At 46.8% G+C, this 24,001-nt stretch carries 16 protein-coding genes; 10 read left to right on the top strand and 6 right to left on the bottom strand.

What is annotated here, in order from left to right; all coding sequences use genetic code 11:
• Window positions 1-27 precede the first annotated feature (27 nt).
• Window positions 28-2,778: a bifunctional YncE family protein/alkaline phosphatase family protein gene (locus ACH3Y6_RS03120; RefSeq protein ID WP_490834115.1), complete on the bottom strand. Its 2,751-nt coding sequence runs from the start codon at window positions 2,776-2,778 to the stop codon at window positions 28-30.
• Between the two features lie 244 nt (window positions 2,779-3,022).
• On the opposite strand from ACH3Y6_RS03120, the gene ACH3Y6_RS03115 reads away from it, so the two are divergent.
• From ACH3Y6_RS03115 to ACH3Y6_RS03090, 6 genes are all read left to right on the top strand, one after another.
• On the top strand, window positions 3,023-6,241 hold the full coding sequence (locus tag ACH3Y6_RS03115) for a SusC/RagA family TonB-linked outer membrane protein (RefSeq protein ID WP_490834114.1): 3,219 nt from the start codon (window positions 3,023-3,025) through the stop codon (window positions 6,239-6,241).
• Window positions 6,242-6,255: 14 nt separating this feature from the next.
• A complete protein-coding gene (locus tag ACH3Y6_RS03110; RefSeq protein WP_490834113.1) occupies window positions 6,256-7,722 on the top strand; it encodes a SusD/RagB family nutrient-binding outer membrane lipoprotein in 1,467 nt (488 codons plus the stop codon).
• Between the two features lie 210 nt (window positions 7,723-7,932).
• Window positions 7,933-9,972: a glycoside hydrolase family 3 protein gene (locus ACH3Y6_RS03105; RefSeq protein WP_490834112.1), complete on the top strand. Its 2,040-nt coding sequence runs from the start codon at window positions 7,933-7,935 to the stop codon at window positions 9,970-9,972.
• A gap of 112 nt (window positions 9,973-10,084) precedes the next feature.
• Window positions 10,085-10,375 carry an isoamylase early set domain-containing protein gene (locus tag ACH3Y6_RS03100; protein ID WP_490834111.1) on the top strand — a complete coding sequence of 97 codons (291 nt, stop codon included), beginning with the start codon at window positions 10,085-10,087 and terminating at the stop codon, window positions 10,373-10,375.
• Window positions 10,376-10,730: 355 nt separating this feature from the next.
• On the top strand, window positions 10,731-11,873 hold the full coding sequence (locus ACH3Y6_RS03095) for an FIST signal transduction protein (protein WP_490834110.1): 1,143 nt from the start codon (window positions 10,731-10,733) through the stop codon (window positions 11,871-11,873).
• A gap of 301 nt (window positions 11,874-12,174) precedes the next feature.
• The gene (locus ACH3Y6_RS03090) at window positions 12,175-13,572 is read left to right on the top strand and encodes an MATE family efflux transporter (RefSeq protein WP_490834109.1); all 1,398 of its coding nucleotides are present in this window, start codon (window positions 12,175-12,177) and stop codon (window positions 13,570-13,572) included.
• An 80-nt stretch (window positions 13,573-13,652) separates the two neighbouring features.
• Here ACH3Y6_RS03090 and corA read toward each other — a convergent pair whose 3' ends face one another.
• Window positions 13,653-14,750 (bottom strand): magnesium/cobalt transporter CorA, encoded by a 1,098-nt coding sequence (gene corA, locus ACH3Y6_RS03085; protein ID WP_490834108.1) that lies wholly within the window; start codon window positions 14,748-14,750, stop codon window positions 13,653-13,655.
• Window positions 14,751-14,891: 141 nt separating this feature from the next.
• On the opposite strand from corA, the gene ACH3Y6_RS03080 reads away from it, so the two are divergent.
• Complete coding sequence (locus ACH3Y6_RS03080) at window positions 14,892-15,854, top strand: YheT family hydrolase (RefSeq protein ID WP_490834107.1); 963 nt, start codon at window positions 14,892-14,894, stop codon at window positions 15,852-15,854.
• Window positions 15,855-15,864: 10 nt separating this feature from the next.
• Here the strand turns inward: ACH3Y6_RS03080 and recQ are convergent, their stop codons facing one another.
• Window positions 15,865-18,054, bottom strand: coding sequence for a DNA helicase RecQ (recQ, locus tag ACH3Y6_RS03075; protein WP_490834106.1), 2,190 nt, complete (start codon window positions 18,052-18,054; stop codon window positions 15,865-15,867).
• 165 nt (window positions 18,055-18,219) lie between these two features.
• Between recQ and ACH3Y6_RS03070 the strand changes: the two genes are divergently transcribed.
• Window positions 18,220-19,143, top strand: a complete 924-nt coding sequence (locus ACH3Y6_RS03070; protein WP_490834105.1) for a C1 family peptidase — start codon at window positions 18,220-18,222, stop codon at window positions 19,141-19,143.
• Window positions 19,144-19,229: 86 nt separating this feature from the next.
• Here ACH3Y6_RS03070 and ACH3Y6_RS03065 read toward each other — a convergent pair whose 3' ends face one another.
• Together ACH3Y6_RS03065 and ACH3Y6_RS03060 are read right to left on the bottom strand one after the other, a co-directional pair.
• Window positions 19,230-20,006: a 3-keto-disaccharide hydrolase gene (locus ACH3Y6_RS03065; protein ID WP_490834104.1), complete on the bottom strand. Its 777-nt coding sequence runs from the start codon at window positions 20,004-20,006 to the stop codon at window positions 19,230-19,232.
• 70 nt (window positions 20,007-20,076) lie between these two features.
• Window positions 20,077-21,408, bottom strand: coding sequence for a Gfo/Idh/MocA family protein (locus ACH3Y6_RS03060; RefSeq protein WP_490834103.1), 1,332 nt, complete (start codon window positions 21,406-21,408; stop codon window positions 20,077-20,079).
• Window positions 21,409-21,828: 420 nt separating this feature from the next.
• Here ACH3Y6_RS03060 and ACH3Y6_RS03055 point away from each other — a divergent pair, with 420 nt between their 5' ends.
• Both ACH3Y6_RS03055 and ACH3Y6_RS03050 read left to right on the top strand, forming a co-directional pair.
• A complete protein-coding gene (locus tag ACH3Y6_RS03055) occupies window positions 21,829-22,065 on the top strand; it encodes a helix-turn-helix domain-containing protein (protein ID WP_490834102.1) in 237 nt (78 codons plus the stop codon).
• Window positions 22,066-22,280: 215 nt separating this feature from the next.
• Window positions 22,281-22,934 carry a response regulator gene (locus ACH3Y6_RS03050; RefSeq protein ID WP_490834101.1) on the top strand — a complete coding sequence of 218 codons (654 nt, stop codon included), beginning with the start codon at window positions 22,281-22,283 and terminating at the stop codon, window positions 22,932-22,934.
• Between the two features lie 54 nt (window positions 22,935-22,988).
• On the opposite strand, the gene ACH3Y6_RS03045 is transcribed toward ACH3Y6_RS03050, so the two are convergent.
• Window positions 22,989-23,903 carry a sugar phosphate isomerase/epimerase family protein gene (locus ACH3Y6_RS03045; protein ID WP_490834100.1) on the bottom strand — a complete coding sequence of 305 codons (915 nt, stop codon included), beginning with the start codon at window positions 23,901-23,903 and terminating at the stop codon, window positions 22,989-22,991.
• Window positions 23,904-24,001: the final 98 nt, after the last annotated feature.

Below are 24,001 nucleotides of genomic sequence, written 5' to 3'. Positions count from 1 at the left end.
CTGTTTTATCAAACCAGGAGCCGACTATTATTTATTATCCGACGATCTGATCATCGTTTTTTTCTGGTTGTAATGATCTGCCCGCTGTTCGGCCGTATCGTCCATTTCCGGGCCTTTCAGGATCTTTTTCCAGTCAATGGTGCGCTGGTATTTTTTCATCGCCTTCTCTGTATCAAAGATCCTTTCATCATGTTTCTCCAGCGTATAGGGTGTGTAGTCAGGTTTGCCGGTAAAGAAATCCTGCAGCAGCGATGCCGTTGCATCATACTGGTTCACATAGGGGACACCCAGGATATTATAGATGGTCTTAAGAATAGAACCGAAATTGGCATGCGTGTTACTTACGTAACCGCGTTTTACATACGGACCAGCCATCATCAGCACGGAACGGTGCGCATCTATATGATCCACCCCACCCTGCGGATCATCTTCGGTGATGATCACCAGCATGTTCTTCCAGTAGCGGGTTCTGGAAAGAAAATGCAGGATACGACCCACAGCCAGGTCATTGTCTGCAATAAAGGAATGACGGGAACTATAGCCATCCTCCGGTCTTGCACCAGCAGTATGATCATTCGGCACCTGCATGGTGATCAGTGAGGGCAGTTTTTCTTTTCCCCTGATCCAGCGACGTGTAAACTCGTTCTCAAACTGATCCATCCGGTATTGATCGGGGATATTGGTATTATAACCGGGGTAGCTGGTACTGGTTCTTGTATACAATGCTTTTTGCATAGGCACCATCACACCATGAGCGGCGCCGGTGGCGGTATCGTACCACTCTTCGCGCACATGAGCGGTCTCGTTGGCTTCACCGAAATTGTAGAATGAGATCTTTTTTCTTTCCAGCGCTTCCCATAATCCGCCAATCTCGGCATAGTCTTCCGGGTCCATACTTCCCGTACTTCCGGGGAACCGGCGGCCTGGCGCTTTGGAGAAAATACGGGAAGATTTGCTCACACTCGAATTGGTCTCTACCCATTCATTGGGTATCACTCCCATCATCCAGTGGTGACCATGAATGGATGCATCGCTATCGCAATAAAAATTATCGCTGAAAGCAAACTGTTTAGCCGCTTTGTGGTGATTGGGCGATACCCGGAGGTTTTTGAACCTGGGCCTCAGGCTATCTGGCAGGGTATATTCGCAGTTCACGCCAAACCTGGCCAACGTAGAATCGCCTTTGGCATGGGAAAACTGGCCAAACATTTCATCGTAGGTCCGGTTCTCTTTGGTGATGTATACAATGTATTTTATAGGACTTTCCTTTTCTCCGGGCATAAACGGCAGGGGATTATCGGGATCATTTTGCAATGCGACTTCTTCAAAAGTATTCTGAATAGCTTGCCTGGTATAAGCAGCGAGTGCTTCTTTACCGGGTACTGCGATCTTCTGGAAACTGCCCAGCTGTATATCGCCAATATAGGTTCCCTGCGGGGGTGCTGCAAAGCCGGAACCGCCATTGGGGCCTGCGCCCAGTCCGCGACAGGTGATCACATACAGCTCTTTTTCATCTTCCGATAAGCGGACACGGGTGGGACCCCAGGCTGTAGGTATTAGGCCTTTGGTTTTCCTCGTCTCTACATCGATCACAGCGATGGCATTAAAACCCAGTAAGGCAACATACAGTGTCTTTTCATCTTTACTTAGTGTAATGCCAAATGGTAATAGCCCTCTGAAACGATCGATCCTTTTATCGGTAGTAATGGGTATATGGCCCAATATTGTATGATTTTTGTAATCAATAACAGAGATATTATCATTCGTAGCATTGGTCACATAGGCAAACTGTTTACCTACGGCAATGGAATTAGGACTTGCACCGCCCACCACTTCAGCGTCTTCGATCATTTCTCCCACCTGGTGGCCCGTTTTAAATTTATCGATCACTTTATTGGTAGCAAGATCAATGGTGAATACACTCATAGCTTCTGGGGAAGAGGGGCTTCCTACACCAGGGATTTTTTTCCCATCAATTACCGTTCCGTTAATGGACTCCGGTGTGTTATCACCGTAAGGATGTCTTGCAATCATCAGCGAATCATAATTCTCCCTGGTAGCTCCTGTGATCAGTGGATAAGCATACATACCCACATTGGCCACGAAGGCTGTTTTTTTATCCGAACTGAGCGAGAGTCCAAAAGGCTGACGCCCAACCGGGATAGAAGCCGTAATTTTTTTATCCGTTACATGATACCGAACCATCCTGAAATGTGCACGGTCAAGGATCAACAGTTCATTGCCATTCAATAACAGATCGGAAGTGAAGCTATCTTCAAAATCCTCGGAACCAACTTTCCCGTTCAGTGAAATGGAATCCAACCGTTGTAATCTTTCAATATCATATACGATCACCGCACCATTATCGCCCCCACTCAGGTAAACCGTTCTGGAATCCGATGCAAATGCCACACCCAGAAAGGATCCGTGTGAAAGCGGTGACGGGATCTTTTTATCATAACTCGGAACGCGTGTGTCCTTCAGACTGGCGATATCAATAATGGTGAACACACCATCGTGCAGTGTCACCGCTTTTTTGCCATCAGGAGAAATCGCCATACCGAAGGGATCATGTGTGATGCGGATCAGTTCGCCAGCCGGTGTGAGCAACCGGCCGCTGGGTATTACCGATACCCCTTTTTCATTGATCTTACTATACATATTCCGTCCGGGAACTTGCAGTGTATGCAAGCTTTTCTGCGCCTGTCCGTTATAGGAACCAAGCAGAAAAACAGAGAATAACACAAAAGGGACAGATACAGCAGAACACAGTTTCATATAAATATTGTATTAGTGATCAAATATATTTATCTGCATTGGCATAGACAGTCTGTATGCTGTTGATAAAAAAGAAATAATACAAAAACAACAACACAGCAGACAGTATCCTTTATACTTACTTAATAGTAAGATAACAGTAAGTTAATATTCACACATTCGATTTTGGAACAACTTGCGCCCTCATCAGGGTCTTTAAGAATCCAACCCACAGATTGTTCTTCTATTAACCAAATCAATTTACATGAAACTGCTTAAGCTGGTGCTACTAGCACTACTGTCTATTCCATTTTCACAAGGGACCTATGCACAAACAGCCCCTAAGAGTGAAACCAAAAAACAGGGCAATGTTCAGGTGACTGTATCCGGTACTATCAAAGATGCAGAGACCAATTTGCCCGTAAAAGATGTCACCATCAGTATAGAAGGTAAAAAGGCGCTTGGTACGAGCAAAGAAGATGGTTCTTTCGCCGTATCGGTCCCAACCGGTTCAACCCTTGTTTTTACCATGGTTTCTTTTGCCTCACAACGTTTAACGATTCACGAACAGCTATCTGGAAAAAATATTATGCTGGCAAGAGAATCGAAAGAGCTGGAGAACGTGGTGGTAACCGCATTAGGTATCAGCCGTAAGCAGAAAGCCCTGGGATATTCTGTACAAAGCATCGGTGAAGCCGACCTGAACGATGCGCGTTCCAATAACTGGTCAAGTGCTTTATCCGGTAAAGTGGCCGGATTGAACCTGATCTCTGCCGGTTCCGGTCCGCTCAACTCTACGCGTATCAGCCTTCGGGGTGATGCTTCTATGAACCCGGATGGCAACAATGCCCTGATCGTGGTGGATGGTATTCCCAAAAACAGCACCATGACCAGCTCTGGTGTCAACAACGCATATGGCGCAGGTTCGGGTAATGATATCCCTATCGACTTCGGGAATGGCATTTCCGATATCAACCCCGATGATATTGAAAGCATCACCGTTCTGAAAGGGGCCGGAGCCACTGCCCTGTATGGCAGCCGTGCCGCCAACGGTGCACTGATCATCACTACCAAATCGGGCAATCGGAAAGACAAGGGTATCGGTGTCACCTTCAATTCCAACGCCAGCATCAACACCGTTCTGAAATGGCCCGATTACCAATATGAATATGGACAGGGTACCGGCAAAGCATTGAATACAGCAGGAGAAAAATATTACAGCTACGGCGCTTCTGCCGATGGTGCCAGTACCAGCGGTACTTCCAGTGCTTACGGGCCTAAATTTGATGGCCAGCAATATTTCCAGTACGATCCGGAAAAACAGGGAGCAGGCACCACACGTACCCCATGGGTCCCTTATAAAGACAATATCAAAGGATTCTGGCGCACGGGGTATACCATCACCAATAATATCTCACTGGAAGGTGGTAACGACAAAGGATCTGTTCGTGCTTCACTTACACATAGCAAGAACGAATGGATCATGCCGAACACAGGCTTCGAGAGAATTTCTGCCGCTTTCAGTACCAACTACAGGATCTCTGATAAAATCAAGATCACGGCCAAATTCAATTACACCAACAAACAGAGCGATAACCTGCCCGGTACCGGTTATAATAACCAGTCCATCGCTTATTTCATGATCTTCCAAAACCCGAACGTGGACCTGAACTGGTATCGCGACCGTTGGAAAAGAGGATTTGAGCAGGTTGATCAGATCCACCCGTTCAGTTCATTCATCGATAACCCTTTCCTGATCGCTTATGAGATGACCAACTCAGTGAACAGCAACAATGTGGTAGGTAATATTGCCGCCACCTACCAGGTCACGAAAAAAATAGACCTGATGCTGCGTTCCGGTATCGATCTGACCAGCGAACAGCGCAAACAACAACGACCCTTCAGTACAGCCAACTACCTGAAAGGATATTTCAAACAACAGAATATCGCCGACTATGAAGTGAACTCAGACTTCCTGATCAGCTATCGCGATAAGTTCGGTGCTGATTTTGACTTTACCGCATCTGCTGGTGGTAACGCCATGACACGGAAATACAACCGCCAGGATGCCTATGTGGATGGCTTAGTCATTCCCGGTGTGTACAAGCTCACCAACGGATCCGGTATGCCCATTGTGACTGCCACAGATCGCAACAAACAGGTGAACAGTTTATACGGAATGGCATCACTTAGCTATAAAGGAAAATATTTTATTGACGTGACCGGAAGAAATGACTGGTCCAGCACTCTGCCACTCATGAGCAATTCATTCTTCTATCCATCGGTGAATACCAGTTTCATCCTTAGCGACATTTTCCATTTACCTGCTGCCATCTCTTTTGCCAAAGCCAGGTTCTCGATCGCACAGGTGGGTAACGATACCGATCCCTATAAGACCAAGAAGTATTATGGTACCAGCGAGTTCCCTGCTTCCGGGTCCGTGCCCACCATTTTACCGAATGCCAACTTAAAACCGGAGATCTCCAGCAGTAAGGAATTTGGTTTGGATGTGCGCTTATTCAAAAGCCGTCTGAATTTCGATATCACTTTATACCATAACCTCACTAAGAACCAGATCCTCGAAGTTCCGTTGGATCCTACAACCGGTTATACACGTGCGGTGTTGAATGCAGGTGTGGTAAGAAACAGGGGTATTGAAGTAGTGGTGAGCGGTCAGCCAATCAAGAGCAACCGTTTCAAATGGGTAGCGACCGCTACCTGGTCAAAGAACGAGAACCGTGTTCTGGAACTGGCTGAAGGAATGGATGGCAAACAGGATATTGGCTACGGCGGTAACGCAACCATTCAGGCAAGAGTGGGTGGAACTACCGGCGATATTTACGGGTTTGCCCTGGTTCGTAATAATGAAGGAAAAGTTATTTACGATGCAACGAGCGGATTACCGGTTCGCCCTTCTGACATCTCTTATATTGGCAAAGCTTATGCAGACTGGAAAGGTGGTTTAAAAAATGAATTCACCTACAAAACATTCCGCCTGAGCGTATTGGTGGATGGTCAGTTAGGCGGTATTATCTATTCACAAACGCACCATAAAATGACCGAGCAGGGTAAACTGGTTCATACACTAAACGGAAGAGTCGAAAACTATATCATTGGTGAAGGCGTAGTGTTGGATGCCGCCACGGGCAAATACATCCCGAACACCAAAAAAGTATTACCGGTCGATTACTATACAGAATATTACCGTCGTGCCAACGTAGAAACCAACTCCTTCGATGCCTCTTACCTGAAACTGCGTGAGGTTCGCCTGGAGTACAGTATCCCGGCAACACGTTTAAAGAACAGTGTATTCAAAGGCGCCTCTTTTGCTGTGTATGGCCGCGACCTGTTCATGATCACCAGCTTCCCGATGTTCGATCCGGAAACGGCTTCACTGAATGGTGCTACCCTGTTACCCGGTGTTGAAATGGGTCAGTTGCCTTCTAACAGGACCATGGGTGTTAACCTTACTTTAAAATTCTAATTACTACAATTCGTATGAAACATATTACAAAACTTACCGCGGTTGTTCTCCTGTTCGGCAGCTTACTCAGCTCCTGCACCAAGAATTTTGACGAGATCAACACAGACCCCAACCGTATTGATGCTATCAGTCCGGGAACCCTGATCAATCCCATCATCTATAATGTAGCAGGTTATAACATGCTGCGTTCAGATGATATCACATTTAACCTCATGCAGGTAGCCCTTCCTTTTCCAAGCGCTTCGGGCGGTTTGCACAGGTATGATATTTCAGAAAACGCCGGTAACGGCACCTGGAACACTTACTACCAGTGGCTGAACAATGTGAAAGAAATGTACAACACATCCGTGAAAGCAAGCGATGTGAACTACCAGGCCATCGCCCTTACCCTGAATGCCTGGATGTATTCAAACCTCACAGACTGTTTTGGCGATGTGCCCATGCAGGAAGCCACACAGGGCGATGCAGGTATCCTGCATCCTAAATTCGACACGCAGGAAACCATCTATACCACACTGCTGAAGAACCTCGATTCGGCCAACAACCTGTACAATACCTCCAAATCGATGATCTATGGTACCGAGATCCTGTATGCCAATAATGTGACCAAGTGGAAAAAATTCACGAACTCACTGCGCATGCGCTTACTGCTTCGTCTGTCTAAAAAAGCCAGTGTGAACGCTTATGCACAGCTAAAGACCATGATCGACAACCCGACCAAATATCCGGTGTTCACCAGCAATGATGATGCAGCCGTTTTAAAATTGACCGGCATCACCCCACTCACTTCACCTTGGGGGAGGCCGGTGGATTTTACTTCCTACCGCGCAGCTGGAAAATTTTTCCTCGACAGCCTGAACGCTTTTAACGATCCGCGCAGGGCTAAATTCGCTACGCAGGCAAGAAATGCTGCCGGTTCTGCAAACATTGGTTATATGGGCATTCCAAGCGGCTATACCGGAAGTGAAACACAGTTCAATTACATCCCTTCGAATGTAAACGTATCGCTGGTGACCGCCTCATCCAATTCCGTTACACCTATGATCTGCGTGATCATGCCGTATGCTGAAGTGGAATTCATCAAAGCCGAGGTACAGTTCATGAACAATAACGCTGCTGCTGCCAAAGCCGCTTACGAAGCTGGGGTAAAAGCCGCTATCGAGCAATGGGGCGCTGTAATGCCGGCCGATTATTTCACCAACGCCGCATACGCTTCTGCCACAGCGTATAACGGAACCCTGCATCGCATCATGCTGCAGAAATACTATGCCTTGTTTTTTGTTGATTACCAGCAGTGGTTCGAGTACAGGCGTACTGGAATGCCCGTATTACCCGTCAACGCAGGTATCGTTGGCAAACAAATGCCTACCCGTTTTAAATATCCCATAGCAGTCCGCACCAATAACCCGGATAATTACCAGCTTGCTGTTCAGTCCATCGGCGGCGATCTGAATACGACCAAAGTATGGTGGGAAAAATAAACTGAGTCCTGTTAGTGTTTATTAGTGAAAGCTGTCTCCAAAAGAGGCAGCTTTCTTTTTGCGCAGGCCCGAAATCGTTTTCGCATTTAATTCTGTGCCAGCTCAAAAAGCGTTTTAATTTTAAATTACTCCTTGCTGCCGCATTTATAAAAATGTTCTGTACGCTCACAGTACATCCACACCGATTGCATAACCGTATAAAAAAATTTTATGCCCTTCAAAGCCTTTTCATTGCTGCTGGTCGGCCTGTTACCGATTGCTGCAGCGTATGCGCAGAACAAGACAAAACCCGTTCAACCCCTGCTGGGTTACCGTTCCGTTACCTTACTTACCGTTGAGGGTTATCAATTCAAAGATCTGAACCGTAACGGAAAGCTGGACCCATACGAAGATTGGCGCCTCTCACATGAAGTGCGTGCAAAAGACCTGCTGTCTAAAATGACACTAGAAGAAAAAGCGGGTTTTATGTTAATCAGTACGGCACGGCTAAAGAGCGACAGAGGCGCTTCCATGACAGGCAACAGTGCTTCCTCAACGCCTTCAAGCGACCTGAATGAAGAAGACCAGGTACAGAATAATAATATGTTTACCCGCCGGCCCCTGCAGGAACCTATGATGTCTTCTGTAGGATCTACCAAAGGAGTCACCCAATTTCATCTCCGGCATTTTATTTTCCGTGCCAATGAGAGCGTACGCATTACGGCTGAATGGGCCAACAAATTGCAGGCGCTTTGTGAGAGTGACGGCCTCGGCATACCGGCCATTATTGCCTCTAACCCACGTAACCATATTACCAAAGATGTGGCCATTGGCGCCAGCGTGGGTAGAACTGCTTTTTCAACCTGGCCCGGAGAACTTGGTCTTTCCGCCATGCGTGATCTGAAACTGGTACGCGAATTTGCAGACATTGCCCGGCAGGAATGGGCGGCCGTTGGGTTACGTAAGGGCTACATGTATATGGCCGACCTTAGTACAGAGCCCCGCTGGCAAAGAATTGAAGGAACATTCGGTGAAAATGCAGAATGGGTGGCTAAAATGATCACAGAAATAGTGCTGGGTTTCCAGGGTAAAAAATTGTCAAACAGTTCTGTTGCACTTACCACCAAACATTTTCCCGGCGGCGGGGCAGGTGTTGGCGGGCAAGACCCGCATTTTGAGTGGGGTAAGTACGAACATTTCCCGGGAAAAATGTTTCAGAATAACCTGATCCCTTTTAAGGCGGCCATCAAAGCGGGCACGTCGGCCATCATGCCCTATTATTCCGTTCCGCTGGATACAAAATATGAGAAGATCGCTTATGCCTATAACAAAGCGGTGATCAAAGACCTGTTGCGCGATAGCCTGGGTTTTACCGGCATCATCAACTCAGATACCGGTCCTATTGAAATGATGCCCTGGGGTGCAGAAAACCTGGATATTACCCAACGTTACCAGCGAACACTCGAGGCAGGTGTGAATTTGTATTCGGGCACAGCTGATCCGTCAAAACTGATCGAGACGCTGCGCTCTGGCAAAGTTGACCTGAAACTGGTAGATAATTCTGTATTCCGACTGCTGATGGAAAAATTCAAACTCGGGCTTTTTGAAAATCCCTATGTCGATGTTGAATCTGCAGAAAAACTAGTGGGTAATACAGGGTTCAGACAAAAGGCAGAATTGGCCATGCGCAAGTCCATTGTACTGCTGCGCAATGAGCATAACCTGCTACCACTGAAAGCCAAAACAAAAGTCTATTTCGAATCTTATCTCCAGCAAAGAACGGGGCCTGCTAACAATGTATACCTTCCTGAAGATAACAAACACAACATTGTATTTGTAAAAACACCTGAAGAAGCAGATGTGGTGGTGGTCTGGATTACCCCCGGCTCCAGATCCCTGTTCCAGTCAGATGGCTCTCCCTTATATCTTTCCTTATCAAAAAATTCGGTAGATATTGCGCATATCAACCAGCTCAGTTCCCAAAAACCAACAGTCCTGGCTATCAATTATACCAACCCCTGGGTGATCAGTGAGATCTATAACAAGGATACACAAAAGAACATCAGGGGCGTAATAGCCACATTCGGGACAACTATTGATGCGATTATGGATGTTGTAACCGGCAAATTCAATCCCACAGGTAAAATGCCATTTACCACACCCGTTTCCGAAGAAGTGGTTGACAGCCAATTATCGGATGTACCGGGCTACTTAAAGGGCAGCCATTATGCGCTGTTTAAATTTGATGAAGGAATCAGTTTCAAACGCTGACCATCCATTTCTGACAGCATTTGCAGTATAAATCAGCGTTCAGGCCGATTTCCGTATGAGATGGGTTACTTTTTACTGAATCAGGTATTAAGGGGACACACATCAACCAGACATGATACAGAAAACCTACTTCAAGACAAAAGATTATTGCAAAGTAAAATTTTCATTTGCCATTGAGAACGCTGAAACCATAGAGATCCTTGGTCTGAACAGCGATTGGGAAAATGCGGTTATCATGAGTAAAAAGAAAGACGGCAGCTTTAGCACCGACGTTTCTCTTCCCAAGAACTCACAACATGAATTCAAATACCGCATCAATGCTACCGAATGGATAAATGATCCTACTGCCGACAGCGAAAAACCTAATGTGTTTGGCGGGAGTAATAGTGTGATCTCTTTGTAGGATGCGTTGAATGAGTTGGACTGGTTAAAAGGGTTAAAGGGGTCAAAATAGTTAAAGAAGGTATATGGGTTTGTAAAAGCAGCTTTAACGGTTTAATCATTTTCAACCAGTTTCAGGATAGCTGTATACATCTAACGCTATTTAAGATCAGAGTGGGTAAGTGGCAACTCATTCTTAGGTGAGCAGCAGCCTTTATTTTATCCTTATGCTATTTTAACAGGTTTCGTCCTAAAAGAGCCCCCATTTGCCGCTTCCGCAATCGATTGCGGCGCCTGCTTCATGAAAAATTCCGGATAGCCCGTTCCTTATATATCAGGAATGTCTATATTGTCTTGGTAAGCACTTATGCCTGCCCATGAGGACATTTCAGCAATATTATGCAGAAAACCAATGGCATGGATCCAACCATCCGGCCAATGTTGACAGCGCCGCCTGCCAGCTGGTACTGGTTTTTGGATCGGGGGAACTAGTGACCAGGCTGGACCTTTTTTCTCATATCCGTTCACAATACCCCAATGCAGAGATCGTATCCTGCTCTACTGCAGGAGAGATCCTGGATGATACGGTCTTCGATAAGACCCTTTCCGTTACCGCCATCCAGTTCGAAAAAACCCGTGTCCGAACAGCAGAGGTACAGGTAAACCGCAACAGCAGTAGTCTCGAGACCGGCCGGTCACTCATGAAAGAACTGGACGCAGAGGATCTCGTATCCATATTCGTATTATCAGAAAGCAGTTTTATCAATGGTGGCGAATTGGTAAGAGGTTTTAATGAGAACAATCCCAGGCAAATACCCGTTACCGGCGGATTGGCCGGCGATGCGGAACGCTTTCAGAAAACACAGGTAGGTTTAAATGCTGCAGCCACAGAAGGGAAAGTGGTAGCCATCGGTTTATATAGCCGGCACCTTCTGGTAGCACATAGTTCTTTTGGCGGATGGGACGAATTCGGCCGCGAACGCATCATCACCCGTTCTGAAAACAATATTTTATACGAAATAGATAACCGAAACGCACTTGATCTGTACAAGGAATACCTGGGCCCTTATGCGGAGGAGCTTCCCGGCGCCGCTTTGTTCTTCCCGCTGTCCATGCAGGTAGAGAGCAAGGGTTACAGCCTGGTGCGAACCATCCTCTCCATCAACGAGGAGAACAAAAGCATGATCTTCGCCGGCAACCTGCCCGAAGGAAGCAAAGTGCATTTGATGAAAGCTAATTTCGACAAAATCATCAATGCTTCTTCTGAAGCTGCTACCAGCGTATTGACAACAGCTATCAAGAAAACACCGGAATTGTCCATCCTTGTGAGCTGTGTGGGTCGCAAACGCATCCTGCAGGAACGGACAGCGGAAGAGATCAAAGCCGCCCGAAAAGCGTTGGGACCTGCATGCACGATCACCGGTTTCTACTCCTATGGTGAGATCGCACCCTTTGGTCAGAACAACAACTGCGAACTGCATAACCAGACCATGACCATCACCACCCTCACCGAACTGTAACAATAAATGAGTAACAGTCAGTTGTGCTGATAAATACCTGGCGGCATTCTCATTCATACCATTTTACGACCGCTTATCTTTATCCATAGGGTTGTATTCTGGATCATTTTCCTATTTTCGTTTCCGCAACGACACCACCACATTACAAACTGTCGTTTCTATTTATCAATTCTACGCCGATGAACAGCTAAGCAGAGCTTAGGCAGACATACTTGAATGTTTAGGCTCACCATTCCCCGGTTTCCGTAATGGGCATACATTACTATTGGCAATTCTATTTCTTGTTTTAATTCATTACGTAATGACTGTTGATACAACTACGCATAAGGGCAAAAAGTCTGTCTGGTCTTATCTCAAAGAATCACTCAGAAGCGAACACCAGGATTTTACCAAGGGCAGCATCCGTAAAGCCATTTTCATGCTGGCCATTCCCATGATACTCGAAATGTGCATGGAATCGGTATTTGCCGTCGTGGATATATTTTTCGTGGGTAAACTGGGGCCAAATGCAGCAGCCGCGGTCGGGCTTACTGAATCCTTTTTAACTATTATCTATTCTGTGGCTATCGGTTTAAGTATGGGGGCTACTGCCATGGTTGCCCGCCGTGTAGGCGAGAAACATTACGATGCCGCCGCCAAAGCAGGTGCACAAGCCGCCCTGCTTGCGTTCATAATAACCGTCCTGATCAGTATTACCGGTTTCTTTTTTGCAGAAGAGATACTGGAGCTGATGGGTGCAGATGCGGCTATCGTAGCCATTGGCCACACTTATACCCGCATCATGCTGGCAGGTAATATCGTGATCATGCTGTTATTCCTCATCAATGGTATTTTCCGTGGTGCGGGCGATGCAGCTATCGCCATGCGCAGTTTATGGCTGGCTAATATCTGTAACATCATCCTATGCCCTGTGCTGATCCATTTTTACGGGTTACCCGGTGCCGCTATCGCCACTACCATTGGTCGGGGAATTGGCGTATGTTATCAGGTGTACCATCTGTTCAAAGGAAAAGGCATTATCAAGATCCATTTACGGCATTTTGTGCCCGACTTCTCTTTGCTGAGATCTATTTTCAGCATTGCGTCCACCGCCACCCTGCAGTTCCTGATCGGATCTGCCAGCTGGATTGCCATGGCCCGTATCATTTCAGGTTTTGGCAGCGACGCTATTGCAGGTTATACCATCGCCATCCGTTTGCTCATCTTCTTCCTGATGCCTGCCTGGGGTCTCAGTAATGCTGCCGCCACGTTGGTGGGTCAGAACCTGGGTGCCCAACAGCCTGAACGCGCAGAAAAATCTGTCTGGAAGACAGCGCAGTACAATGCCATTTTTATGGGCATCGTATCTATTCTGTTCCTGACTTCTGCCGAATTTTTTGTGTCGCTGATCAATACAGATCCCGCCGTAGTAAAAACAGCCGTTCAGGCTTTGCGTATTGTAAGTCTGGGTTATGTTTTTTATGGCGTGGGGATGGTCATGATCAACGCGTTCAATGGCGCCGGTGACAGCAGAACACCCACCTGGATCAACCTGTTCTGGTTCTGGATCTTCCAGATACCTTTTGCCTGGCTGTTGGCCAAAGTGTGGAATATGGGTCCTACCGGCGTATTCATTGCTATCGTGGTAACGGAGACCTGCATCACCACTACCAGCGTGATCCTGTTCAAAAGAGGCAGATGGAAGCTGGTTAAGATATAGCGTTGACGGATGGGTGGATCTTTTCACCGCGGAGGCGCGGAGTGCAGGGAGATAACGCAGAGAGAAGCGTCTGCCAATGATTAAAACCAGCCTCGTCGCCGGAATACGAATACCATCCATACAGGAACGATCAGCATCAATCCTACGGCGATGAAGAATCCGTATTGGTGGTGCAGGTAAGGTATGCGGTCAAAATTCATCCCGAAGATGCCGCCGATAACGGTGGCTGGCGCCAGCAGGCAGGTCACAACAGCCATCACTTTCATCACTTCGTTCATCTTCAGGTTTACGTTACTAAGGTAGAGATCCTGGAGGTTCATCATCATATCGCGGTAGTTCTCGGCCAGATCATTTGCCTGTACAATATGATCGTACACATCTTTGAAATACTTGGTGGTCCGTTCTTCCAGCAGATCGCTGTCGCTTCGGATAAACCCGTTGATGAGCTCCCGCACCGGGCTTACATTCCGTTTCAATACGATCAGTTCTTTCCGAAGGTTATTGATCTCGGCCAACGCGCGGGTATTGCTGCTGCGGATGATCTTTTCCTCCAGCAATTCGATATGTTCTCCCAGTTTCTCCATCACCACATAATAATTATCCACGATCATATCGAGCAGCGCATAACAGAGATAGTCTGCATTACTGATCCGCAGTTTACTGTTGGTGATCCTTAATTTTTCCCGGATGGGATCAAACACATCACGGCTGGCATCTTCCTGGAACGATAACACAAAATCCCTGCCCAACACAATACTGATCTGCTCCGTTTCCACTGCTCCTGTTCGCTCATTGAAGTACAACATGTTCAGCAAACAGGAAAGCACCGGGTCCATTTCGTCCATCTTGGGACGCTGCCCCACGCTCAGGATATCCTCCTGTATCAGTACGTGTACCGAAAAATGATTACAGACCGCTTCCACATCTGCCTTGCGGATGCCATCAATATTGATCCAGGTGGTGTGATGGTTGTCTTTAAAAGGGAAACAATCCGTGATGCCTGTAAAGGAATGTTCATGTAAATGCCCCTGCGAATAATCGAACACGCTGACCTTACTCTCTTTGGCTTCTTCCCGCTGCGGAACCACGGTGGGATTCACCTGGAAAATATCCCTTGTCCGACGGGTATTAAACAGCGACGACAGCTTAAAATATTTGAGATACTTATTTTGTGACATACAGGGAAGGTACAAATTATCGATGAGTGGATGAGTGGGTGAGTGGATGAGTGAATGGGAATCAATTTTTTTAACTGCTCACAAACAAAACATTCACTCATCCACTCACCCACTCATTCACTCATTAATTATCTTCGCTCTATGCCGATCCTTCCACAAACCAGTTTCAAAGCTCCGTTCGGGCAATTCAATGGCCACCTGCAGACGATTATCCCAAGCCTGTTCCGGAAAGTGGATTTTACTTACCGGGAAAGGGAAAGACTGGAACTGCCGGATGGCGATTTCGTTGATCTTGACTGGCACCGGACCGGCAATAACAAACTGGTAATCATTACCCACGGACTGGAAGGCGACTCCACACGCCACTACGTGACCGGTATGGCCAAACTTTTTTCTCAGAATGGATTTGATGCACTGGGCTGGAACTGCCGCAGCTGCAGCGGTGAACTGAACCGGCTGCCAAGATTCTACCATCATGGCGATGCAGGTGACCTCGGGCTGGTGATCGGGCACTGTATCCGGAAATATGATTATGAAGAGATCGTATTGGTCGGGTTCAGCATGGGTGGCAGCCTGAGTTTGCGCGCCGTTGCAGAATTCCCGGATCAGGTACCCAACCAGGTAAAAAAAGTGATCGGCTTTTCCGTACCCTGCGACCTGCTGAGCAGCGTTAAGATATTGTCGCAGTCGACAAATAAAATATACAGCTCCCGTTTCCTGCGCAAACTGGGCGAAAAGATCAAAGCCAAATCAAAGATTTACCCGGATATTATCAGTTATGAAGGATATGAGAAAATCAAACACTTCGCCGATTTCGACAACCGTTACACCGCACCATTGCATGGGTTCACTGATGCATTTGATTTCTACAGTAAAGCAAGTGTAAAACCCTTATTGAAAAACATACGGATACCCTCCTTGATCGTTCAGGCCAAAAACGACAGTTTCCTCACACCGGAATGTATGTGTGAAGAGATCATCACCGAACACCCTTTTCTTTTCCTGGAAACGCCTGAACAAGGTGGACATTGTGGTTTCATGGTCCGGGGGTCTGCTGCCTATAGCTGGGCCGAAATAAGGGCGCTGGATTGGGCGTTGCATTAATCAATCCCATTCACTTGTCGCGGCCATTCATTGCTGCAATGGTCATTCGTATATCACCGTAACTGATATCATCCGGTAAATTGTCTTTGATCTGTTTTAAACCCAGTCGTCCAAACTGGCTGGCTGCCGTTTCTATCAGCTCCTGTTTATCAGAAGAAACAAAATCGTTCACATCCAGCTCGCCGGTAGTAATGTAATGGCTGAGATGTGTTTCCACCGTAGTGACAGCCAGCTGTCTTTCCTCAGCGATATCCTGTACAGATTTGCCAGACCGGTACATTTCATAACTGATCCGTTTGGTATCTGATACACGCTCACGGTTGACTGGTGCCCGTTTTGTTTTGGCGGGTTGTTTCAGCTCTATCCGGCTGGCTATTTTATGTGCGATGCAGTAGTCCTGTACTTTTTCAAGAAAAGCCTGCCCGTACTTCTCAATTTTGAACGCACCAAAACCGGAGATCTTTGGCAGATCGGTGCGAACAATGGGTAAATAAGTTGCCAGGTCAAGTAAACTGCTGTCACTGAAGATCAGGTAAGCCGGCACATTCTCCTCATGAGCAATCCGGTTGCGCAATTTTTTCAGTTCTTCGAACAAAGGTTTTTCGTAATCGTGCTGTTGGTAAATCACAGGTTCTTTGGCAATCGTAACCTGTACAGGTGCCGACAGGAACACTTTTTCTCCTTTGAACAAAACAGCATTACTTTTTTCTGTCAGTTTCAATACAGGATATTCTCCTTCTGATTGCTGCAGGTAACCGTAGTACAACAACTCCTTCACATAATGCAACCAGGCTTCTTTTGGCTGGTCTTTACCAACACCATATACCGATAATTTCTTATGCTCTTCACGGATCTTTTCGCCATGGCTTCCCTTCAGTATGTCCACCACATAACGCATACCGAAAGACTGGTTCAGCCTGTATACAGTGCTCAGTATCTTTTGAGCAATCACTGTCTGCTCCTGCAGTTCTGGTTTGTTCAGGCAGTTATCGCAGCTACCGCAATAATCAGGTGCCTGTTCGCCAAAATAAGCCAGCAGGTATTTTCTGCGGCAGCCGCGGGTTTCGCAAAGCTGTACCATCTGATCGAGTTTTTTCAACAGGATCTGCGTCTGTTCCGGATTGTTCTCCACCTGCGCAAAACCTCTGAGCTTTATCACATCACCCGTACTGTAGAACAATATGGCTTCACTGGGTAAACCATCCCGACCTGCGCGGCCGGTTTCCTGATAATACCCTTCGATATTTTTGGGCAGATCGGCATGCACCACAAAACGCACATTACTTTTATTGATGCCCATACCAAAGGCAATGGTGGCCACCATGATGCGGATATCATCTTTCAGGAACAGATCCTGCCGCTCATCGCGGGTGGTTTTGTCTAGCCCTGCATGATAAGCCGCCGCATTAAAACCATCTGCACGCAGGTTCTGCGCCAGGTTTTCTGTTGCCATTCGACTTAAACAGTAAATAATACCACTGTCGCCCTCATGTTCTTTCAGGTACTCCACCAATACCTCGTGGTATCCTTTCTTGGGTTTGATGTGATACGAAATATTGGGACGGTTAAAACTGTTCTCAAATACCTGGTAATCTGTTACCTGTAATTGCTCAATGATATCTTTCTTGGTAAGCGCATCTGCAGTTGCTGTTAATGCAATGACAGGAACAGCGGGAAACTGCTGTTTCAGCTGAGACAATACCCGGTATTCCGGCCTGAAATCATGTCCCCACTGACTGATACAGTGAGCCTCATCTATGGCAAACAAAGAAACCTTACAATCCTGCAGAAAACGCAAAAAGGAAACTTCGCCACCTACCAGTCGCTCCGGCGCTACATACAGCAACTTTAATTCGTTACGCTGCAGTTGTTTCAATATGAACGACTGCTCACCACTACTTTGGGTACTGTTTAAAAAAGCAGCTTTTACGCCACTCAATACCAGTGCATCCACCTGGTCTTTCATTAAAGCGATCAGCGGACTGACCACAATAGTCACGCCCGGCAAACAGAGGGCGGGTACCTGGTAACAAAGACTTTTGCCCCCACCGGTGGGCATCAGTACGATGGCATCTTTCCCCCCAAGCAGCTGCTGTATGACGGATTCCTGGTTATGCCTGAATTCAGTATAACCAAAAACAGACTCCAGCACTTGCCGGGGTGTGGTAATCAAGCAGGTATGAGATGCGTCTGTTTTCATCGGGCTGCAAGATAACATGCAATTGCAGCAATCCATTAGGCATTTATACGCTAAAAAAAAGGGTGTTTTCCCCATTGCATCTGTTCCGGCTATTCTGTTCTTTTACAGTAGCATCCAATATGCCCCGCAGACATCATTACCGTTTCACCAAAAAGCCTGTATCCTATGAAAAACCAATATGTATCCAAGGGGAAGGGGTGGCTCAAAGACTATCCCGACTTCCGCGACCAAACGCCTTTTACTTCAGAACTAACTGTAAAGCAGATCGAACGAGGCATCAGACAACCCGTAAAGAAAATACTGGAAGTACTGGTCCAGGGCAAAACCAGAAAAAAATCGGCCCATACATTTCCTCCTAAAACAGACCTGCGCCAATGGTGTTCACCTATTGAGGACCAGGGGCAGCTGGGCTCCTGTACCGCACATGCTTCTATCGGCCTGTACGAATATTTTGAACGAAGGGCTTTCGGCAAACATATCGATGGGTCGCGGCTGTTTCAGTACAAGGCTACACGTAACCTCTTAAAACAAAAAGAAGACAACGGTGCCTACCTGCGCACAGCTATGGCTTCGATGGCTTTGTTCGGGGTAGTGCCTGAAAAATACTGGCCCTATGATGAAAGCAAAGTGAATGAGGAACCCGGTGCATTTCTGTATTCCTATGCGCAGAACTTCCAGGCCATTTCGTATTACCGGCTCGATGCGGTAGGTGTAACACAGCCGCAACTGCTCAACAGCATCAAAGATCACCTGAGTAAGGGACTGCCTTCCATGTTTGGTTTTACCTGTTATACATCACTCAACCATGCTGAAAATGGAAAGATACCCTTTCCGGACGCCAAAGAAGATACCGATGGCGGTCATGCTGTGATGGCTGTTGGCTATGACGATGGCCTGAAGATCAGTAATCCGCTCAACAAAAACGTAGTTACCGCCGGTGCCTTTCTTATCCGTAATTCCTGGGGAACCAGCTGGGGTGAAGAAGGTTATGGCTGGTTACCTTATGAATATGTACTGAAAGGCATCGCTGATGACTGGTGGACCATGACCAAAGCCGAATGGGTCGATACACACCAGTTTGGTTTATGATACAATACCCCCCTGCCGCTGCAACCGGCATCAAACAAAACGGCTTCCAGTTGGAAGCCGTTTGTGTTAACTGTATTCTGCAAGGTTTACAATTCTCTGATCCAGATATTCCGGTAACTCATGGGGTTACCGCCGTCCATGCCATGATCCTGCAATACCAACGGCTCCTTGTCTTTGTGCGCCGAATATTGGGGTTGGCCGATCCATTCGGTATGTCCTTTGATCTCTACGTTGTTTTGTACCAATACGCCATTGTGTAATACGGTGATGCGTGCCGGCGACTGCAGTTTACCATCCGAGAAAAAACGTGGGGCCGTGAAGATCACATCATAACTCTGCCATTCGCCGGGTTTACGGCAGGCATTCACCAGGGGTGCATACTGTTTATACATGCTGCCCGCCTGTCCGTTCACATATGTGGGGTTATTGTAAGAATCCAGAACCTGTAACTCATATTGTCCCATCAAAAAGATACCGCTGTTACCGCGCGACTGGCTGGCTCCCGCAATGGCAGCGGGTGAGCGCCATTCAATATGTAACTGGCAATCGCCAAAGCCCTGTTTGGTAGCGATATTGCCGGATCCTTTTACTACGGTCAGCGCCCCGTCTTTATCTATCTTCCAGCCAGGCGCTCCTCCTTTTTCTTTTTGCCATTGTGCCACATCTTTCCCGTTGTACAATACAATGGCATCAGAAGGTGCGTCAGCAGCGGTTCTACCCGGCGTTACCAGTTTGGGAACAGGCTCCCAGAATTCTGTTTTAGCAGCTTCCTTTACCAGACTGTCCTGGTTGATCTTTTTTTGTGCTTGTACGCTGCCGGTAACCACCAGTAGCGCAGCAGATAAAATAAGGGATCTTTTCATGTAGCTAATCTATAGATAAATAGCCGGATAATCTGAACTGTGGGTCATTCTCCGGCAAAGAATTTTGCTTTTATACTTTAGGAAGGTGATAGCCGTTATGATATTGTTTTGTCAGGTATTTCTGGTTGATCGCCTCATCCTTGAATCTTTGTTTGGCGGCGTCCCAGAACAGTTTCTGCCCGCTGCGGTAAGCGATATTGCCCATCTGCGAAAAACAAGCGATATCAGAACCGGCCTGGATCGGACAATGGAGGTCTGCTAGTTTCCGCGATTTCACCACATCCACAAAATTGACCCAATGTTTCTCCAGCCCGTTATCCACCGATTTATGGAAAGGTTCTGCCACTTTATTCGCATTTTTCTTTTCTTCCAGCACTTCCCACCCGTTGCGGTTCAGCACCAGTGTTCCGTTGTTACCGATGAAAGCAATACCATGATCCTTTCCATAATTACCGTTACCGATACCCACCGCATGATCCCACACGATATTGAAGCCGTCGAATTCGTACATGGTCATCAGTGTATCCGGCGTTTCATCCGCAGAGTCGGGTTTGGCAAATTTGCCACCCACTGCAGAGATCGCTTTGGGGTCGGCCACTTTCATGCCGATCAGTGCATAATCAAGCAGGTGAACACCCCAGTCGGTCATCAGACCACCTGCATAATCCCAGAACCAGCGGAAGGTAAAATGAAAGCGGTTCGGATTGAACGGCACTGTTGGTGCGGGCCCCAGCCATGAACGATAATCCACTCCCGCAGGAACCGGGCTATTGGGCTTTTTCTCTAGGGGTTGTTTCCAGTCAAGATAACACCAGACTTTCACAGTACGTATCATGCCCAGTTTTCCGCTGTGTACGTAATCAATCGCATCGCGGAAATGTTGCTGACTTCTCTGCCATTGGCCTGCCTGTACCACTTTGTTGTACCGTTTCTGTGCATTCACCATGGCACGGCATTCGCCGATGGAATTACCAACGGGTTTTTCAACATAGACATCTTTACCTGCTTCGCAGGCATGGATCATCTGCAACGCATGCCAGTGATCGGGCGTGCCAATGATCACGGCATCAATATCCTTATTCTCGAGCAGCTTACGATAATCGCTGTATACTTTTACTTTGGCACTGTCTACATTGATCTTGGCCATATCCGCCTTGCGCCTATCGATCACATTCGCATCTACATCGCAAACACCTACCAGGTTCACACCGGGTACTTTAACAGCGGCCGTTACATTTGACCAGCCCATCCCATTAATACCAATAGCGGCCACATTCAGTTGATCGCTAGGAGCGACTGTATTTTTAAAATAGGCAAATGTGGAATGGGAGAATGCGGAACCCAGCAGTCCGCCACCTGCTACCAAAGCGGAGTTCTGTAAAAATTTTCTTCTCGAAGACATCTGTCAGCATAATTATTTGAACAGAAAAATTAAGCAGTTTTCAGCAGAATGTATATCGGGGATGAGAAACAGTTTACGAAATCGATATCGGAAAATCGCTGGAAATAACGGCAACTCCGTAAGAAACGGATCCGGCCGGAGCTGGTTTTGCCAGAATAAGCAAAATGGATTACTGAACGGTGCCGGATGACGGTTTGTTTATTGAAAGGGGTGGTTGTTTCTTTCGGTCTCTGATGAGCAGCATCACAAAAGCATATAAGATCGAGTGATATATTTCGGGTGAAACAATCGTTATTCTTGGTTTTTCCATAATAATGGGGTAAGGAAACGCATTCCTGCAGGTAACAAGTTACACAAAAAGACAGGAGACGTATAATCATACGTCAATAATTTTCGCTATTGCATTGACCTTGTTGTTTCATGACCAACAAGGAAAAAATACTGATCCGTTTTGCCTTGCATCTTACCAGGTTGCGAAAGGAAAAAGGACTCAGCATCCGCCAGCTGGCTGCTGTATCCGGACTGGAATACAGCCAGATACAACGGATAGAAAAAGGTAAAGTGAACTTTGCTTTTTCTACACTGGTAGCACTGGCGCAGGGTTTAGAGATGGATCTGAACGAATTACTGGCTGAATACAGAATTCCGAGAAACTGATCATTTGCTGAAATACCGTGTTTTAACGGTTGTTCCTGTATCCTTTGTTGTATATCTTATCGCTGCGTTTACCGCTAAAAAAACCTCACCCCCAGGTATAAATTCCTAATACAAACCAAAATCAATTGTCGAACTTTCCGCGGCGAGACAACCTCCTATGCTATCTGCAGGAATATTATTAACCTCTGGCGTACCAAACCTTTAAAATCTCGGTTATGTTCAGGAGAAGTATCCGGGTGATGATCGCTGATGATCATCATCTTTTCAGGAATGGCTTACGCGCTCTGTTAGACCAGATCCGCAATGTTGAAGTTGTGGGAGAAGCTGACAATGGACAGGAACTGGTTCGCCGGACAATCGACACTTCGCCTGATATCATCCTTACCGATATCCATATGCCATTGATGGATGGTATCGATGCTGCCCGTGAAATTGCCAGGCGAAAACCAGGTACCGGCATCATTGTTCTGACTGCTTTTAACAAGGAAGAACCCATTCTGCGGATGCTGGAAGCCGGGGCCCTGGGTTATGTACTAAAAAGCGCCGATGATGAGGAAATTGCAGAAGCCATCAGCACGGTATTTCAGCGCAAACCTTATTTCTGCCGCGAAGTGACCGAAAAACTAACGGAGATCGTATCCAGGAATTATCAGTTGCCGCCAGACGCAGACCTTTGTTTCTCCGAACGCGAAAAAGAAATTATCCGGCTCATCTGCCGAGAGTTTACCAGTAAAGAAATCGCCCATAGTCTGAACCTGAGCAAACGAACCGTAGAGGGCCACCGCACCCGTATTATGGACAAAGTGGGGGCCAAGAGTATTGCAGGTATTATCAGTTACGCATTCAGAAGCGGTATCTGTTTCCGGTAACAAAAAGCCCTTCCGGCTTGGGAAGGGCTTATGTAAAGAGGTAACGGTTATCTGTCAATACCCCCAGCTTTTCATGATGCGCAGGTCTTCTTTCACACATTCCAGCGGTGACTTGCCCTGGTAAGATTCCTGTTCAATAATAAAATGCAGGGTACCACCCATTTGTTTTCCCAGGTCGGTGATGGCTTTGGTATTAGCCACTCCCGTTCCCAGGATCGTACTTTCATACCCTTCGCCCATGGCACTTTTTTCTGATTTGATTTCGTCTTTCACATGCATGGATACAAAACGTCCGGGATGTTTTTTAACGATCGCATACGCATCGGCACCGGTACCATATAAGTTACCCATATCCAACTGCTGAGCTACCAGCGATGGGTCGGTATTGTCTAAAATGATGTCGTACACTTTCTGACCATTCAATTCCTGTGTAAACTCGAAATTGTGGTTATGGTATCCAAAACGCATACCTGATTTCTTACAAAGCTCACCGCTTTTATTAAATACTTCCATATAACGGAGCATACCATCGTAGGTCTTACGAAGACCCTCATCCAGCCAGGGACTGATGACCAGCTCCTGACCAACGATCGCCGCATCTTCCACGGTGTATTTCCAGCTGTCGCTGAATTCCTTTTTATCGGCATTCCAATGGTCGCGACCCATTACCGTATGGCCGCTGGGCATTTGCATGCCATGATCTGCCAGGATCTTCTTAAATTCCCTGGCACTGTACCCATAAAATTTACGGTTTACATAATTGGCATGCTCCACATTTTTGTACCCCATTTCAGCCAGGGCTTTCAGAGTACCCAGGGGGTCTTTTTTCATCTCATCACGAACGGAATACAGTTGTACGCCTGTTACTGTTTTAGAAGCGGCGGCAGCAAACAGCTGGCGCGAAAACAAAGAGCCGCCGGCTACAACCAGGGCTGTTTTTTGCAGAAAAGATCTACGGGAATTGTTCATAGGTTTTTTAATAAGGCATGATGCAATCAGAATACAGCATCAATATACGAAATAATCAGCGCAAGATGGCAGGAGAAAACTGAATTTACCATCATTAG

The sequence above is a fragment of the Sediminibacterium sp. FW305-C-269 genome (genome assembly GCF_058231045.1).
Note: the sequence above shows the minus strand (reverse complement) of the source record. Positions and strands in the feature narration are given on the sequence as shown.

Coding starts and splice junctions, on each gene's coding strand:
- ACH3Y6_RS03120 (WP_490834115.1), bottom strand. CDS start 2,778: ATGAAACTGTGTTCTGCTGTATCTGTCCCTTTTGTGTTATTCTCTGTT.
- ACH3Y6_RS03115 (WP_490834114.1), top strand. CDS start 3,023: ATGAAACTGCTTAAGCTGGTGCTACTAGCACTACTGTCTATTCCATTT.
- ACH3Y6_RS03110 (WP_490834113.1), top strand. CDS start 6,256: ATGAAACATATTACAAAACTTACCGCGGTTGTTCTCCTGTTCGGCAGC.
- ACH3Y6_RS03105 (WP_490834112.1), top strand. CDS start 7,933: ATGCCCTTCAAAGCCTTTTCATTGCTGCTGGTCGGCCTGTTACCGATT.
- ACH3Y6_RS03100 (WP_490834111.1), top strand. CDS start 10,085: ATGATACAGAAAACCTACTTCAAGACAAAAGATTATTGCAAAGTAAAA.
- ACH3Y6_RS03095 (WP_490834110.1), top strand. CDS start 10,731: ATGAGGACATTTCAGCAATATTATGCAGAAAACCAATGGCATGGATCC.
- ACH3Y6_RS03090 (WP_490834109.1), top strand. CDS start 12,175: ATGACTGTTGATACAACTACGCATAAGGGCAAAAAGTCTGTCTGGTCT.
- corA (WP_490834108.1), bottom strand. CDS start 14,750: ATGTCACAAAATAAGTATCTCAAATATTTTAAGCTGTCGTCGCTGTTT.
- ACH3Y6_RS03080 (WP_490834107.1), top strand. CDS start 14,892: ATGCCGATCCTTCCACAAACCAGTTTCAAAGCTCCGTTCGGGCAATTC.
- recQ (WP_490834106.1), bottom strand. CDS start 18,054: ATGAAAACAGACGCATCTCATACCTGCTTGATTACCACACCCCGGCAA.
- ACH3Y6_RS03070 (WP_490834105.1), top strand. CDS start 18,220: ATGAAAAACCAATATGTATCCAAGGGGAAGGGGTGGCTCAAAGACTAT.
- ACH3Y6_RS03065 (WP_490834104.1), bottom strand. CDS start 20,006: ATGAAAAGATCCCTTATTTTATCTGCTGCGCTACTGGTGGTTACCGGC.
- ACH3Y6_RS03060 (WP_490834103.1), bottom strand. CDS start 21,408: ATGTCTTCGAGAAGAAAATTTTTACAGAACTCCGCTTTGGTAGCAGGT.
- ACH3Y6_RS03055 (WP_490834102.1), top strand. CDS start 21,829: ATGACCAACAAGGAAAAAATACTGATCCGTTTTGCCTTGCATCTTACC.
- ACH3Y6_RS03050 (WP_490834101.1), top strand. CDS start 22,281: ATGTTCAGGAGAAGTATCCGGGTGATGATCGCTGATGATCATCATCTT.
- ACH3Y6_RS03045 (WP_490834100.1), bottom strand. CDS start 23,903: ATGAACAATTCCCGTAGATCTTTTCTGCAAAAAACAGCCCTGGTTGTA.